The organism is Nonomuraea sp. NPDC051941, assembly GCF_044593615.1.
Window position 1 is genome coordinate 384,015 of sequence record NZ_JBIUCF010000002.1, and the last position, 14,192, is coordinate 398,206.

Here is a 14,192-nt window from a genome sequence, read left to right on the forward strand (position 1 = left end):
TGTTGACTAATAGGGATATCGGTAGCGGGAAAGCGGTTCCCTCTGGTTAAGCTACGGCCGTTTGATGAGGGTGGGGGCCCGGCAGACTCCAGAGGAGACCGTTATGCACGGTGAAGGCCAGTGGGGGGTCCCCGGCTACACCGAGATCCGCGAGCTGGGCTCGGGTGCGTCCGGGCGTGTGGTCCTGGCCAGGCGCGACCTCGACGGCGTCGAGGTCGCGATCAAGTACCTCAGCGACGAACTGAAGAACGACGTGGGGTTCGTCGCGCGCTTCCGGCACGAGGCCCGGCTGCTCGGCACGCTCCAGAGCCAGTACCACGCCCGGCTGATCGACTACGTCGAGTCCGGCCGGGGCGCGGCGATCGTCATGGAGCTGATCAGCGGGGTGTCGCTGCGCGAGATCCTCAGGTCCGAGGGCCCGACCGGCCCTGAGGCGGCGCTGACCGTCCTCAAGGGCTCGCTCCAGGGTCTGGCCTCGGCGCACGCGCTCGGCGTCGTCCACCGCGACTTCAAGCCCGAGAACGTCATGGTCCAGGGCGACGGCACCAGCAAGCTCGTGGACTTCGGCATCGCGGTCAAGGCGGGCGAGGGCGCGAGCGCCGCGGGCACGCCGCCGTACATGGCGCCCGAGCAGTGGGCGGGCGGCCCTTCCGGGCCCCCGACCGACGTGTACGCGGCGACCGTCGTGTTCTTCGAGTGCCTGACCGGCACCAGGCCCTTCCGGGCCCCCAACGTCGCCGCCCTGGCCCGCCAGCACCAGAGCTCGCCCCCTCCGGTGGACGAGGTGCCCGCGCCGCTGCAGAGCCTCGTCGAACGCGGCCTGGCCAAGGACCCGGCCCAGCGGCCACCGTCCGCGGAGGCGTTCCTGAGCGAGCTGGAGGCGGTCGCGGCCGAGGGGTACGGGCCCGACTGGGAGGAGCGCGGACGCCGCCGCCTGGCCGCGCTCGCCGGCCTGCTGGTCCTGCTCTTCCCGACCGCCCTCGACGAGCCCGCCCAGACGCAGACCTCGCTGGCCGAGACCCGATTCCGCGACCCGTCGCGCGTCCTCGGCAAGCTGCCCGTGAAGATCGCCATCGGCGCGACCGCCGTCGGCGTGCTGGTGGCCGTGGTCGTGGTCATCGCCAACGCCTCGTCGGACACGCCGGTGCTGCGGGCGCAGACCAGTACGGTCTCCCCGACCACGGCCGTGCCCGCGACGCCGGAGCCCGTGGAGACCGACGAGGAGCCGACGCCCACTCCTTCGGCCGAGGCGACCACCCCGGAGGCGACGCCTACGCAGAGCGCCGCGCCGCCGCCCGTACAGCCGACCGCCACCACGCGCCCCACGCGGCGGCCGACGCGCAAGCCCACGCCCAAGGCCGTCGCCACCCCCGTCAAGACACCTCCCAAGATCAAGAAGCCGACCCCGACCCCGACCCCGTCTCCGGAGCAGTCCCGGATCACCGGCACGCCCCACGACCCCGAGGGCGACATCCCGCCGACCACGGCCGCGCCCACCCCGACGCCTCCTCCAGCCACCACGACCCCGCCGACCCGGCCGACCCGGCCCGCCCCGACGCCCAGCTCGCCTCCCGGCGACGGCGGCGAGGGCGGAAGCGGAGGCGAAGGGGAGCCGTCGCCGGAACAGCCTCGGATCGATCGCGGGAGTGACGCGCAGGCCGCGCTGATCGCCTTCGGCCTGATGACGTCCGGCGCGGTTCCGGTCACACTTGCGGTGAGACGCCGTATGGCGGGACGCCACAGAAGGAAGCGCTGAGACGCGCCGGGGGGACGGCGGATGAACAACCCTGGACACGGGATCGCCGGTTTCCGGCTCACTGAACACACCTGGATGACCGAGCTCGGCAACTGGATCGACGCGATCTCACCCGATGGCCGCAGGGCGGGGGCGCTGCTGTTCGACCCGAAGATCATCGCCCTGCCCGGCGTGCGCGACCGGGTGGTGCACGCGGTCATGACCGACCAGCGGCTGGTGCTGGGTGGGCTGACCGGGCTGATCCCGGTGGCCGACGTGGTGGCGGCGGGCGACCAGGTGTGGCTGCTCACCGCGCAGGCGGTCAGCCCCACTCTGTCCGATCTGCTCGCCGCCGGGCCGATCGGCCCGGCGGGTGCGGCGTCCGTACTCGTGGAGACCGCCCAGACCCTGATCGCGCTGCACGCGGCCGGGGTCACGCACGGGTCCGTGCACCCTGGCACCGTGGTGATCACGGCGGAGGGCGCCCCTCTGCTGTCCGAGCGCGGGTTGTCCGACGCCATCCGCGGCCGGGTCGCGCCTCGCGAGCGGGACGCGGCCGGGTGGGCGTCGCTGGCGCGCGGGCTGGCCGCCTCGTTCGGGCAGGGCCGGCAGGAGGCCGAGCTGTTCGAACGCGCCGCGGCCACGGCCGGGACCCTGGGCCTGGCCGCCGCCCGCGACCTGCTTGCCGGCCAGGCCACCGGCCGGGAGGAGCTGGCGCAGGCCGCCCGCGGGAGGTCGGCGTTCGCCCAGGCGCGGGCGTACGCGCCGCCGCCCGTCCTGCCGCCCAGGGACGAGGGCGACATCGTCACGCTGCTGCACGTCCCGGGCCGGTCGTCGGGGCCGGTGCAGTTCGGGCCGGGGATCGGCACGCAGGAGCAGCGGCCGGAGACGACGGCCGAGCGGATCTGGCGGGCCGGGCGCGACCAGGCCGCCACCGAGCACCGTCCCGGCGTCAGGCTCGCCAAGGCCTCGCGGGCGCGGCGGCGGCGCACGATGACCTCCGCGGCCCTCTTCGCGGTGATCATGGCGGGGGCGGTCCTGGCCTGGTTCTACGTGGGGAAGACGCCGGAGCTGGCGGTCGAGTCGATCGACGTGGTGGCGCCGAAGAAGACCCAGGGCTGCGACAAGGCCGTCCTGATCACCGGGACGGTCGTCACCAACGGGGCGCCTGGCGAGATCACCTACGAGTGGCGCAAGAACCTGGACAAGGAGGTCGTCAAGGGGACGCTGCGCACGAAGGCGGACCAGACGACGTACGAGGTGCCGCTCCGGTGGACGCTCCAGGGCAGGAGCAACGTCAAGGCCACCGCCACGCTGCGGATCCTGACGCCCGGCCCGGTCCGCAGCGACAAGGCCAGCTTCACGTACAAGTGCTGATGCCCTCGCGACAATGCATATCAAGGAGGTTCTTACTAATCTGGCGAACATGACCACGCAGACCCCCGCGGGCTGGTACCCGGACCCGTACGGAGAGCCCCAGCTCCGCTGGTGGGACGGCACCCAGTGGACCGACGCCCTCCATGCGCAGCAGCAGCCCGGGCCGGGCGGACCCCCGCAGCAGCCCTCCGGGCCGCAGCCGCAGCCCCCGTCGCAGCCCCAGCCCCAACCCCAGTCACAGCCGCAGCCGCAGCCGCAGTCGAGCCCCGACTGGTCGGCGACGCCCGCGAACCCCACGCTCCAGTTCGGCCAGCCGACGTACGGGCAGGGAAGCTACGGCCAGCCGACGGCGCCCACCCAGTGGGGCGGCCCGCCCCTGCCCGGCGTGAACTACGGCCCGCCGCCCAAGCAGTCCAACCCGCTGCCCTGGGTGTTCGGGGGGCTGGCGGCCCTGGTGGTGGTCGCGCTGATCGTGGTGGCCGGCATCTTCTTCGTCAACCGGAGCACCAGCCCGACGGCGTCGCTGCCGACACCGGCCGACACGTTCGAGCAGGAGGACCCGCCGAGCCAGGAGCCCCCGTCCAACGAGCCGCCCTCCCAGGGCGTCACCGAGCTGCCCCAGCCGGTCGGCGGCCGCATCACCGACCCGCGGGCCGGCCTGTCCTTCCAGGTGCCCGACAGCTGGACGGTGCCCAAGTCCGCCGAGATCAACGGCTCCAACCCGACCCCGACCCAGCAGCTGTGGTCGGGCGGGGTGCAGGCCGTCTCGCAGGCGAAGTACGACGGCGAGGGCGACTGGATCGGCAACATCTACACGGGCGTGCTCAACGAGCTCTATCCCTATTCCGGCGCCTCCGGCATGGGCGACACGGCCAAGGCGGTCTTCGTCGACTTCTCCACCAAGTTCTACCAGCTCGCTCACGAGACCAAGGTGGTGGAGGACAAGGCGATGAAGATCGGCGACAAGGACGCCTGGGTGCTGCAGTTCCAGCTCGACTTCTCCAAGGTCTCGGAGGAGAAGGGCTACAAATGGAAGAAGGAGAACGGCGCGATCGTGCTCATGGACCGTGGCGACGGGCAGCGTCCGGCCATCATGTACGCCTCCATTCCCGACAATCTCGGCACCGACGTGCTGGCCAAGGTTCTCGGCTCGCTCAAGCCCGCCTAATCAGTGGCACTAGGCTGGTGGGGTAACAAGCGGGCGGATTGCTCCGAGCCGCTGGGCGAGGAGATCGAATGAGTGACTTGCTGGTCTGGATCGACTGCGAGATGACCGGGCTCGACCTGGGTCGCGACGCGCTGATCGAGGTGGCGTGCGTCATCACCGACAGCGAGCTCAATCAGCTCGACGAGGGCGTCGACGTGGTCATCAAGCCGCCGCCGGAGTCGCTGGAGCAGATGTCGCAGGTCGTACGCGAGATGCACACCGCCTCGGGGCTCCTGCCCGAGCTGGCGGGCGGTGTGACGCTGGCGGAGGCCGAGTCGGTCGTGCTCGACTACATCCGGCGGCACATCCCCGAGCCGAAGAAGGCGCCGCTGTGCGGCAACTCGATCGGCACCGACCGCACGTTCATCGCGCGCGACATGCCCGGGGTCGATGGCTATCTGCACTACCGGATGGTCGACGTCTCGTCGATCAAGGAGCTGGTGCGCCGCTGGTACCCCCGCGTCTACTTCGCGGCACCCGAGAAGCAGGGCGGACACCGGGCTCTGGCGGACATCACGGAGAGCATCAGGGAGCTTCGCTACTACCGCGCGGCGATCTTCGTCGCCCAGCCGGGGCCCGATTCGGCAACCGCGAGATCCCTGGCTGAGCGTGTCAGCGGCTAAAGGAGTGGCGTAAAGACTCCCGAACCCCGCTACACTTTTCCTGTGCCACCACACAGCGGTGGCCATGGTGGGTGTAGCTCAGTTGGCAGAGCGCCAGGTTGTGGTCCTGGATGTCGAGGGTTCAAGTCCCTTCACTCACCCCAATGAGGCACGGCCGGTCCTTCGGGGCCGGCCGTTGTCGTTTTCTCCCAACAACGGCCCCAAATCATGACATTGCGAGTTATGCTCGCTGTCTACCGCTAACGCCGGAAGCACGGGGGCCATCGGCGATCTGACCGTCTGCGCGCCACCCGGAGGCCGGATGAGAGTCGACGACGCAGCGTTCGATAGCGTGTTCACGTCCCTGAGCAAGCGTGAAGCCGAGGTCATGGATCTGATCGCCACCGGTCAGTCCAACGGGCAGATCGCTCAACGGCTGTTCCTCAGCGAGAAGACGGTCAAGAACCACGTCAATCGCATCTACGCCAAGCTAGGGGTGGACTCCCGGGTCACCGCCATCGGCCTGTGGCGGTCCCGCCAGGAGTAGCCCGCTCTGCTCCACCCCGTCACGAGCGACCCGCTTCCCGATCCGGCGGGCCGCCCACAGGCCTGAGCCGCCGGTTCCGTGAGCACATTCAGGGGCAGACCCCATGGCATGGTTCAGAGACCGCGAGTCGTGGTGGTGGGCGGCGGATTCGCCGGGCTGGCCGCCACCAAGGAGTTGGCCAAGGCCGGAGCACTGGTGACGCTCATCGACCGCAACCCGTACGCGACTTTCCAACCCCTCCTCTACCAGGTGGCCACCGCCAGCATGGGCAGCGCGGACGTGGCGTACCCGATCCGCACGTTCGCCGCCAGGTGGCCCAACGTGCGGGCGCGCCGGGCCGCGCTGAGCAAGATCCTGCCGGGCGAGCGGCGGGTGGAGCTCGACGACGGCAGCGGGATCGAGTATGACTACCTCGTGCTGGGCACCGGCGTCACCACCAACTGGCTCGGCATAGAGGGCGCGCAGGAGAACGCGCTGCCCATCTACTCGCTCGGCGACGCGGCGGTGCTGCGCCGCCGGTTCCAGCACTACCTGGAGGACACCGCGGCGGGCCGGCGCGAGAGCGTGCACGTCGTGGTGGTCGGCGCGGGCGCGACCGGGGTCGAGATGGCGGGCACGCTGGCCGAGCTGCGGCGGCGCACGCTGCCGCTGACGCATCCCGAGATCAAGCCGGAGCAGACCAGCGTGACGCTGGTGGAGCGGTTCGACTACGTGCTGGCGCCGTACAAGCCGCGGCTGCGCGACAGGGCGGCGGCCGCGCTGCGCAAGCGAGGGGTGAACCTGCGGCTGGGCGCCACGGTGGCGTCCGTCGAGCCGGACGCCGTTGTGCTGTCCGACGGCACGCGGCTGCCGTCCGACGTCACCGTGTGGGCGCTCGGCGTCACCGCGCCCAAGCAGGCGGGCGACTGGGGCCTGCCGCAGGGCAAGGGCGGGCGGATCACGGTCACGCAGGCGCTGAACGTACCGGACCATCCCGAGATCTTCGTGGCGGGCGACCTGGCGGGGCCGCCCGACCTGCTCCCCCAGCTCGCCCAGCCGGCGATCCAGATGGGCGAGCACGTGGGGCGGCAGATCGTCGCGGTGCACCGGGGGCGGTCACCGGCGGCGTTCAAGTATCACGATCCGGGCATCATGGCCACCGTCGGCAAGGCGGAGGCCGTGTTGCAGCTGTCCAACGGGCTGATCATGTACGGGCTGCCCGCCTGGCTGGCGTGGATCTTCATCCACGTGGCGTACCTGCTGGGCGGGCGCAACCGCATGAGCGTTCTGCTGAACTTCTTCTGGCGCTACTTCGGGCCGCGCCGCGCGGCCACCAGCGTCACGCAGTAAGGGCCGCCGACAGGGCCCGGAGGCCGTGGTCGACGTCGGCCTCCGGGATGTTCAGCGCGGGCCTCAGGCGGATCGAACGAGACCCGCAGGGCAGCACCAGCACCCCGTGCTCCTCCCTGAGGCGGGTCACCAGCGCGTCGCGCTCGGCCTGGTCGGGCAGGTCGAACGCGCACATCAGGCCCCGGCCGCGGACGTTCGAGATCGACTCGGGGCGCTCGGCCTCCAGCTTGGTGAGGCTTTCGAGCAGCACGTTGCCGAGGGCGCCGGCGCGGGTGATCAGGCCGTCGCGTTCGACGATCTCCAGGATGCCCCGGCTGCGCACCATGTCCACCAGGCCGCCGCCCCAGGTCGAGTTGATCCGCCCGCTCTGCCGGAACACGTTGTCCGGCACCAGGTCCACCCGGCGGCCCGCCATGATCCCGCCCACCTGCACCTTCTTCGCGAAGGCCACCACGTCCGGAGCGAGACCCAGCTGCTGGTACGCCCACGGCGTCCCGGTCGTCCCGCCGCCCGTCTGAACCTCGTCAAGGATGAACAGGGCGTCGTACTCATGGCACATGTGCTGCATGGCCTGCAGGAACTCGGGCCGCATGTGGTTGTCGCCGCCCTCGCCCTGGATGGGCTCGGCGATGAAGCAGGCGATGTCATGCGGATTCCGCTCGAACGCCTCACGGGCCTGGGCCAGCGCGCGCTCCTCGGCGGCCTCCACGTCTCCGAAGTGAATGGCGGGCACGTCGATCCGCGGCCAGTCGAACTTGGGGAAGCGGTCGGTCTTGCCCGGCTCGGTGTTGGTGAGGCTCAGGGTGTAGCCGCTGCGGCCGTGGAAGGCCTTGGCCAGGTGCAGGACCTTGGTGCCCAGGTCACGCGAGCGTCCGGCGGCCTCGTTGCGGCGGCTCTTCCAGTCGAAGGCGGTCTTGAGCGCGTTCTCGACGGCCAGGGCGCCGCCCTCGACGAAGAACAGGTGCGGCAGGTCGGGGTCGCCCAGCACGCGGACGAAGGTGTCGACGAAGTCCGCCAGATGCTCGGTGTAGATGTCGGGGTTCGCCGGTTTGTTCCGGGCGACCTGGCCCAGCAGGAGAGCGAAGTCGGGGTCGAAGGGCGGGTTCACCCCGAGCGGGGCCGAGGCGAAGAACGTGTAGAAGTCGAGGTAGCGGCGGCCGTTTCGGGCGTCGACGAGCCAGGAGCCGCGGCTGAGCTCGAGATCGAGCACGAGCCGGTATCCGTCGACGAGCAGGTGGCGGGCGAGGCGGGCGTGTACGTCCATGGCGACTCCACGTGCGTCGGTCTGACCGGATGTTCCTCTTGAGGAACGCGGGCATCTACGCAAAATTTACGGCATACCTACCCCGTGAGTGAAGTTCTTCACGCGGAACGACAGGGCGATCATGGCGATGCCGTGCAGGATCGCGAAGATGCCGACCAGCCAGACGAGGCTGAGCAGTCCCGCAGCCGGCCAGATGAGCAGCAGGATGCCGAAGATCAGCGACAGGATGCCGCCGACGATGAGCATCCATTCGTTGTCGATGGACTTGCGGAGTTTGATGCCGGCGATGATCTCCGAAACGCCCGCGAAGATGGCCCAGAAGGCCACGACGTAGAGCAGAGCCAGTGACGTGATGCCCGGCCAGATAAATGTCGCGATACCGGCCAATATCCCGATAATTCCCGAGATGATCAGCCAAACTCGCGACTCGGCCCCGTGCCGGAACCCGGCGAACAGCTCAGCCACACCGCCGACCAGCGCGTACGCACCGAAGAAGATCACGAGCACGAGCAGCGTGATCGCCGGCCAGATGAGCGCCAGGATGCCGAAGATCAGCGAGGCGAGGCCGCGTATGAGTAGAAGCCACCACGACCGTGTGATATCTCCCATACTGATCTGATTTCCAGGTAATGCCGGAAATCAGACCAGTGTGGGGTCAAATGTCGGTGATCCGCACTCCAACGGTGCCGGTGTTCCCCCTGCGGAGCCTGCTGCCGAGCAGCGTGATCCGCCCCAGGAGGCCGTACTTGCGCCGCAGCAGCCCGCGCACCCGCTCGGTCTCCGCCGCGTCCAGCACCACGGCCCGGCCCTTGACCGGCTCGGTCTTCACCTTCCCCCGCACGTCGCACCCGGCCACGCTGACCTCGGGGTTGTTCCGGATCCGCTTGATCTTGCCGGAGTCGGCGACGGTCCAGAAGACCACCGCGTCACCGTCCTGCACGGCCCACACCGGGGTCGCGACGGGGGTGCCGTCCCTCCGGTACGTGGTCACCGAGATGTACTGCTCTGCCCCAAGGTTCATCACACGTGCGAATAAACCACAATCGACACCGCGATGTACTGGACCAGGTACGCCGCCAGGGTGAAGGCGTGGAACACCTCGTGGAAGCCGAACCAGCGGGGCGACGGGTCCGGGCGGCGCAGGCCGTACACGACGGCCCCGGCCGAGTAGAAGACGCCCCCGACGGCCACCAGCACGACGGCGGCCACGCCCGCGCCCGCCAGCAACTGCGGCATCACGAAGATCGCGGTCCAGCCCAGCGCCAGGTAGAGGACGGTGTAGAGCCAGCGCGGCGCACCCATCCAGAACACCCGGAACAGCACCCCGGCCAGCGCGCCGCCCCAGATCACGGAGAGCACCGCGATCCTCGCCACCCCGTCCAGCGCGAGCAGGGCGAAAGGCGTGTACGTGCCGGCAATGATCAAATAGATGTTGACATGGTCGAACCGGCGCAGGAACTCCGCCAGCCGCGGCCCCATCGTGCCCCGGTGGTAGGTCGCCGAGATCCCGAACAACAGACCGGACGTGATGGCGTAGACGGCGGAGGCCACCCGCGCCTGCAAGGTCGGGCCGAGCGCCACGAGCACGAACCCCGCGACCAGCGTCACGGGCAGCGCCCCGGTGTGCAACCAGCCTCGCAGCCTGGGCTTGACGGTGATGGTCGTCATGAAACCTACGGTACCGTAGGTTAGGGTCGCCTTCTCACCGACCCCAAGGTGTTCGCAGTCAGGGGCTGGGGGCCTTTGAGGGAAAAGGCGGAGGCGTCCGCCGGAGGTGGCCTTTCGCAGCTCAGAGGCCGTTGAAGAAACGTGCGGCGATGGGGACGGCGGCCTGCCGGCCCGAGCCGCCGTGCCGTACGAAGACGCAGAAGGCCAGGTCCTCCCGGTAGCCGATGAACCACGCGTGCGACAGTTCCTCGTCCGGCACCTCGGCCGTCCCCGTCTTACCCGCCACGCCCGCCGGCAGCCCCATGTCGCTCGCCGTGCCGTGATCGACCACGGCGGCCATCATGTCCCTGAGCGAGGCCACGATCCCCTCGTCCATCCGCACGTCCTTGTGCGGGATGCCGTCGATCCGGCGCACCTCCGCGTCCGACAGCAGCCGGGGCGAGCGCCAGGTGCCGCTCTGCACGGCGGCGGCGAGCGCGGCCATGCACAGCGGCGTCGCGACCACCTGGCCCTGGCCGATCGCATCGAGGCCGAACATGTCGGGATCGTCGGTTTCCTGCATGGCCCCGCAGGTGCCGCCGATGCCGGTCGCGATCTGCCGGCTGAACCCCCACTCGTCCGCCGTCTCACGCAGCCGGTCCGCGGTGAGCCTGGTGGTGGCCTGCTCGACGAACGTCGTGTTGCACGAGTACGCGTACGCGTCGGTGAAGCTGATGAGCCCGCGGTCCACCTCGCCGTCGTTCTTGAAGGGCGCGTGGAACGGGATGGTGTACGTGCCGGGGCACCGGACCTCCGCCGCCGGGTCGAGCCCGCTCCCGAGCAGCGCCGCCGCCGTGATCGTCTTGAAGACGGACCCCGGGGGGAAGACGTCCCGGACCGCGCTGTAGTTGTTCTTGAGCCGGTCGGCCAGCGCCAGGATCTCGCCGGTGCTCGGCCGGATGACGACGATCGCGGAGTCGTCGACCCCGTCCAGCGCCCTGGCGGCCGCCGCCTGCACGGGCCGCGACAGCGTGGTGCGCTCGACGTCCGCCTTGGGCAGGCGGGTCAGCAGCTGCCTGGCGGGCTGCCCCGGCGCCTTCGACACCAGCTCCCAGCCGCGGGACGACGACCCGAACTCGGGTTTGAGCTGATTGAGATAGGCGTCCGCGTAGCTGTCGTTCGGGATCCGCTCGCCCTCGCTGGTGACCAGCTCGGTCACCGACGCGTCGACCTCGTCCAGCTCCAGCGTGCCGCCGTCCTTGAGCAGGGGGTGCAGCGTCTCGGGGGCCCACAGCACCTTCCAGGCCCGGTCCCGTACGCCGAGCCGCAACGTGCTGTCGAACGGCCACGCCCCGAGGTCGGCGAGCTGCCGCACCCCGGCGAACGGCACCTCGGCGGCCCCCTCCCCCGTGCTCTTCAACCGCCCCGGGGTCAGCCGGATGGACTCGATGTGGAGCTCCTCCGTCAGCCGGTGATGCCGGACGGCGAAGTCGGCCGGCGGCTGGTACACCAGGCGCGCCATGCGCGACACGTCACCCTTGCGCCAGGCGTCGAAGTAGTCCGCGGCGGTCTGGGAAGCGCTCCCCTTGACCCGGTTCGACGCCGCGACTGCGAACGCACCCGCCCCAACTACCGCGACAAGTGCGATAACGAGCACAATCAGCCTTCGTCGTCGCATACGGTTTCTCCCAGGAGGGGATCAGCGTGGCACGAGGACAACGGGAACCGATGCCCGGCGTGTATCCGGTGACGTTCGGCGAGGTCGAGCTTCTCCGTGACCTGGACCGGCAGGACGGCTGGGTGCTGTCCAAAGATGGCGTACCTCAGTCGTATGTTGATCTTCAAGACCCGACATTTCTGGAATTTGAGTATGTACGACTCATGGCGGATGTGATCGACCTTTTGTCGGAAGGACCGCTGAGCTGCGTACACGTGGGCGGCGGCGCCTGCACCATCCCCCGCTACGTCGCCGCCACCCGGCCCGGCTCCCGCCACATCGTCATCGAGCCGGACGGCCTCCTCGTCAATCTGGTACGCGAGCAGCTGGACCTGCGTTCGGTGCCCCGCCTGAAGGTCATCGTGGCCGGGGGCCGCGAGGGCACCGCCAAGGTGTGGGACGACTCGGCGGACCTGGTGGTGCTGGACGCCTTCACGGGGGCGACGATGCCCGTCGACCTGGCCACGGCCGAGTACATGGGGGACATCGCCAGGATCCTCCGCCCGGACGGGACCCTCCTGATCAACCTGGCCGACGGCAAGGGCCTGGCCTTCGCCAGGCGCCTGCTCGCCACGGTGACCGGCACGTTCGGCCACGTGGCCCTGCTGGCGGAGCCGGGCATCATGCGGGGCCGCCGCTTCGGCAACCTGATCGTGGCCGCGTCCCGTACGGGCCTGCCGCTGGACCTCCTGACGCGGCGCGCGGCGGGCGGGCTGACGCAGGCGAGATGCGTGCACGGCGAGGCGCTGACGAACTTCATCGCCGGCGCCGCCCCCATCAAGGACGGCGACCCGGTCCTCGCCCCCGTCCCCCCGCCCGCCGTCTTCGGCTGACCGGCCCGACCCTCCCGAGTCGAGACCTCTTCCCCGTGCGCCCAAAAAGTGATATCACTTTGATAGCCGACAAAGTCAGCTAGAAAAGGGGACGGGCGATGACAGACACATCGTTCGAAGGAACCGTCGTGGACATGCCGGCGCCGCACACCAGCGAGCACCCCGTCCGGGCGGCCAACGGATTCGTGCTGCTGGGGGTGGCTGTGGTGCTGATCCTGGGCGGGGCAGCGTTACTCGCGCTGGGGATCATCATGCTCGCCGGCGGGGCCGGGCAGTCCGGCGCGTGGCTGGTGGTGGCGGCCCCCCTCGTGGTCCTCGTGGGCGCGACGCTGTGCTGCGGGCTCACCGCCGTGGCGCCGGGCGAGGCCAGGGTGGTGCAGCTGCTCGGCCGGTACGTCGGCACCCTGCGGACGCCGGGCTTCCAGTGGGTCAACCCGTTCACCCTGCGGCGGCGGGTGTCCACCAGGATCCGCAACCACGAGACCGAGGTGACGAAGGTCAACGACGCCGACGGCAACCCGATCCAGATCGCGACCGTGGTGGTCTGGCAGGTGCAGGACACGGCGCAGGCGGTGTTCGAGGTGGATGACTTCGTGGAGTTCGTCGCCATCCAGGCGGAGACGGCCGTGCGGCACATCGCGGGCAGCTATCCGTACGACGCGCACGGCGAGCCGCGGCTGTCGCTGCGGGACAACGCCGACGAGATCAACGAGCGGCTGTCCGCGGAGATCGGCGCCAGGGTGGCCTCGGCCGGGGTGAAGGTCATCGAGTCGCGCATCATCCACCTGGCGTACGCGCCCGAGATCGCCCACGCCATGCTGCGCCGCCAGCAGGCGGGCGCGGTGGTGGCGGCCAGGCAGCGGATCGTCGAGGGGGCGGTCGGCATGGTCGAGATGGCGCTGGCCAGGCTCGCCGAGCACGACGTGGTGGAGCTCGACGAGGAGCGCAAGGCGGCCATGGTCAGCAACCTGCTCGTGGTGCTGGTCGGCGACCGTGACACCCAGCCGGTGGTCAACACCGGCACGCTCTACCAGTAATCGCCGTGGAGCGGAAGAAGATCCTGCTGCGGCTCGACCCGGTGGTCCACGACGCGCTGGCGAAGTGGGCCGCCGACGACCTGCGCAGCACGAACTCGCAGATCGAGTTCCTGCTGCGCAAGGCCCTCTCGGAGGCCGGTCGCCTGCCCGACAGCGTGGGGCGCATGCGCCCCCGCGGGCGCCCGCGCAAGGCCCCGGAGACGGAAGAAGCCCTGGAAGGAGGGGAGACGGCGGATGGAACCGCGGACGACGACGCAGCAGGGTGAGCCCTGGCCAAGGTCGGTTTTCCTGCTGGCCTTCGACCTCCGCAAGGAACGGCCGGCCAACCGCCGCGAGCTGGGCTGCCTCCTGCGCGCGGCGGCGCTCGCCGAGCTCATGACGAGCGGCAGCCTGGCGGACGAGTCGGGCAAGGCGCGGGCGGTCACCGCACCCGCCGCCCCCGGCCGGCTGCAGGCGGCCGTCTGGGAGCAGATCGCCGGCTCTCCGCCCCGGTCGTGGGCGAGCTGGATCCGCAAGGACCACGTGCAGGCGTACCGGCTGGTCCGCGACGAGCTGGAGGCCGCCCGGCTGGTCCGGGTGGAGCGCCACCGGGTTCTGCTGTTCCCGGTCGAACGGGTCACGCCACGCAGGCCACACCTCTCGCGCAGGCTCGTCGAGCGCGTCGCCCGCGCGGTCCACGGCGGCCGGCCCGTCAGCCGGCTGAGCCCGGATGTCCGCGTCCTGGCCGCGCTGGCCGCGGCGGCCCAGCTCAAGACGGTCCTGCCCGGCCGGGAGTGGCGCCGCCACCAGCACAGGGTGGAGCAGCTGTCGGCGCCCATCGAGCCGATCACCACGGCGCTGCGGAAGAACCTGCAGGCCGCCGAGAGCGCCGGTTGAGTGGCGATTTATGGAAGTACG

Annotated in this window: 15 protein-coding genes and 1 tRNA gene; 11 read left to right on the top strand and 5 right to left on the bottom strand. The window is 70.3% G+C overall.

Going from position 1 to position 14,192, the window contains the following annotated elements:
• Positions 1–103: 103 nt before the first annotated feature.
• From ACIHFD_RS05565 to ACIHFD_RS05595, 7 genes are all read left to right on the top strand, one after another.
• The gene (locus ACIHFD_RS05565; RefSeq protein WP_397365751.1) at positions 104–1,756 is read left to right on the top strand and encodes a serine/threonine-protein kinase; all 1,653 of its coding nucleotides are present in this window, start codon (positions 104–106) and stop codon (positions 1,754–1,756) included.
• A 21-nt stretch (positions 1,757–1,777) separates the two neighbouring features.
• Positions 1,778–3,112 carry a hypothetical protein gene (locus ACIHFD_RS05570; protein WP_397365752.1) on the top strand — a complete coding sequence of 445 codons (1,335 nt, stop codon included), beginning with the start codon at positions 1,778–1,780 and terminating at the stop codon, positions 3,110–3,112.
• 49 nt (positions 3,113–3,161) lie between these two features.
• Positions 3,162–4,280 (top strand): DUF2510 domain-containing protein, encoded by a 1,119-nt coding sequence (locus ACIHFD_RS05575; protein WP_397365753.1) that lies wholly within the window; start codon positions 3,162–3,164, stop codon positions 4,278–4,280.
• Positions 4,281–4,348: 68 nt separating this feature from the next.
• A complete protein-coding gene (gene orn / locus ACIHFD_RS05580) occupies positions 4,349–4,942 on the top strand; it encodes an oligoribonuclease (RefSeq protein WP_397365754.1) in 594 nt (197 codons plus the stop codon).
• Positions 4,943–5,009: 67 nt separating this feature from the next.
• Positions 5,010–5,085: transfer RNA gene (locus ACIHFD_RS05585), tRNA-His, on the top strand.
• Positions 5,086–5,243: 158 nt separating this feature from the next.
• Positions 5,244–5,468 carry a helix-turn-helix transcriptional regulator gene (locus ACIHFD_RS05590; protein WP_103963514.1) on the top strand — a complete coding sequence of 75 codons (225 nt, stop codon included), beginning with the start codon at positions 5,244–5,246 and terminating at the stop codon, positions 5,466–5,468.
• A gap of 108 nt (positions 5,469–5,576) precedes the next feature.
• Positions 5,577–6,797, top strand: coding sequence for an NAD(P)/FAD-dependent oxidoreductase (locus ACIHFD_RS05595; RefSeq protein WP_397365755.1), 1,221 nt, complete (start codon positions 5,577–5,579; stop codon positions 6,795–6,797).
• On the opposite strand, the gene lat is transcribed toward ACIHFD_RS05595, so the two are convergent.
• The 5 genes from lat to ACIHFD_RS05620 all read right to left on the bottom strand — a co-directional run bounded on the left by lat (position 6,787) and on the right by ACIHFD_RS05620 (position 11,365).
• Entirely contained in the window at positions 6,787–8,061 is a 1,275-nt protein-coding gene (gene lat, locus ACIHFD_RS05600) for an L-lysine 6-transaminase (RefSeq protein WP_397365756.1), read from the bottom strand. The genes ACIHFD_RS05595 and lat overlap by 11 nt on opposite strands.
• A gap of 66 nt (positions 8,062–8,127) precedes the next feature.
• Positions 8,128–8,670 (bottom strand): HdeD family acid-resistance protein, encoded by a 543-nt coding sequence (locus ACIHFD_RS05605; RefSeq protein ID WP_397365757.1) that lies wholly within the window; start codon positions 8,668–8,670, stop codon positions 8,128–8,130.
• A 46-nt stretch (positions 8,671–8,716) separates the two neighbouring features.
• The gene (locus tag ACIHFD_RS05610; protein WP_397365758.1) at positions 8,717–9,082 is read right to left on the bottom strand and encodes a PPOX class F420-dependent oxidoreductase; all 366 of its coding nucleotides are present in this window, start codon (positions 9,080–9,082) and stop codon (positions 8,717–8,719) included.
• Positions 9,082–9,729 carry a hemolysin III family protein gene (locus ACIHFD_RS05615; RefSeq protein ID WP_397365759.1) on the bottom strand — a complete coding sequence of 216 codons (648 nt, stop codon included), beginning with the start codon at positions 9,727–9,729 and terminating at the stop codon, positions 9,082–9,084. The genes ACIHFD_RS05610 and ACIHFD_RS05615 overlap by 1 nt, the downstream gene beginning before the upstream one ends.
• Positions 9,730–9,850: 121 nt before the next feature.
• Positions 9,851–11,365, bottom strand: coding sequence for a penicillin-binding transpeptidase domain-containing protein (locus ACIHFD_RS05620; RefSeq protein WP_397365760.1), 1,515 nt, complete (start codon positions 11,363–11,365; stop codon positions 9,851–9,853).
• A gap of 71 nt (positions 11,366–11,436) precedes the next feature.
• Here ACIHFD_RS05620 and ACIHFD_RS05625 point away from each other — a divergent pair, with 71 nt between their 5' ends.
• From ACIHFD_RS05625 to ACIHFD_RS05640, 4 genes are all read left to right on the top strand, one after another.
• Positions 11,437–12,258, top strand: a complete 822-nt coding sequence (locus tag ACIHFD_RS05625) for a spermidine synthase (RefSeq protein ID WP_397365886.1) — start codon at positions 11,437–11,439, stop codon at positions 12,256–12,258.
• Positions 12,259–12,356: 98 nt separating this feature from the next.
• A complete protein-coding gene (locus tag ACIHFD_RS05630) occupies positions 12,357–13,295 on the top strand; it encodes an SPFH domain-containing protein (protein WP_355199507.1) in 939 nt (312 codons plus the stop codon).
• On the top strand, positions 13,295–13,561 hold the full coding sequence (locus tag ACIHFD_RS05635) for a hypothetical protein (RefSeq protein ID WP_363982047.1): 267 nt from the start codon (positions 13,295–13,297) through the stop codon (positions 13,559–13,561). Before ACIHFD_RS05630 ends, ACIHFD_RS05635 begins: the two co-directional genes overlap by 1 nt.
• Positions 13,530–14,171, top strand: a complete 642-nt coding sequence (locus ACIHFD_RS05640; RefSeq protein WP_397365761.1) for a GPP34 family phosphoprotein — start codon at positions 13,530–13,532, stop codon at positions 14,169–14,171. Before ACIHFD_RS05635 ends, ACIHFD_RS05640 begins: the two co-directional genes overlap by 32 nt.
• Positions 14,172–14,192: the final 21 nt, after the last annotated feature.

What these genes read in the sequence shown, in the direction of transcription:
- ACIHFD_RS05575 (WP_397365753.1), top strand. Translation starts at nt 3,162, where the DNA reads ATGACCACGCAGACCCCCGCGGGCTGGTACCCGGACCCGTACGGAGAG.
- ACIHFD_RS05565 (WP_397365751.1), top strand. Translation starts at nt 104, where the DNA reads ATGCACGGTGAAGGCCAGTGGGGGGTCCCCGGCTACACCGAGATCCGC.
- ACIHFD_RS05590 (WP_103963514.1), top strand. Translation starts at nt 5,244, where the DNA reads ATGAGAGTCGACGACGCAGCGTTCGATAGCGTGTTCACGTCCCTGAGC.
- ACIHFD_RS05625 (WP_397365886.1), top strand. Translation starts at nt 11,437, where the DNA reads ATGCCCGGCGTGTATCCGGTGACGTTCGGCGAGGTCGAGCTTCTCCGT.
- ACIHFD_RS05610 (WP_397365758.1), bottom strand. Translation starts at nt 9,082, where the DNA reads ATGAACCTTGGGGCAGAGCAGTACATCTCGGTGACCACGTACCGGAGG.
- ACIHFD_RS05615 (WP_397365759.1), bottom strand. Translation starts at nt 9,729, where the DNA reads ATGACGACCATCACCGTCAAGCCCAGGCTGCGAGGCTGGTTGCACACC.
- ACIHFD_RS05640 (WP_397365761.1), top strand. Translation starts at nt 13,530, where the DNA reads ATGGAACCGCGGACGACGACGCAGCAGGGTGAGCCCTGGCCAAGGTCG.
- lat (WP_397365756.1), bottom strand. Translation starts at nt 8,061, where the DNA reads ATGGACGTACACGCCCGCCTCGCCCGCCACCTGCTCGTCGACGGATAC.
- ACIHFD_RS05570 (WP_397365752.1), top strand. Translation starts at nt 1,778, where the DNA reads ATGAACAACCCTGGACACGGGATCGCCGGTTTCCGGCTCACTGAACAC.
- ACIHFD_RS05605 (WP_397365757.1), bottom strand. Translation starts at nt 8,670, where the DNA reads ATGGGAGATATCACACGGTCGTGGTGGCTTCTACTCATACGCGGCCTC.
- orn (WP_397365754.1), top strand. Translation starts at nt 4,349, where the DNA reads ATGAGTGACTTGCTGGTCTGGATCGACTGCGAGATGACCGGGCTCGAC.
- ACIHFD_RS05630 (WP_355199507.1), top strand. Translation starts at nt 12,357, where the DNA reads ATGACAGACACATCGTTCGAAGGAACCGTCGTGGACATGCCGGCGCCG.
- ACIHFD_RS05595 (WP_397365755.1), top strand. Translation starts at nt 5,577, where the DNA reads ATGGTTCAGAGACCGCGAGTCGTGGTGGTGGGCGGCGGATTCGCCGGG.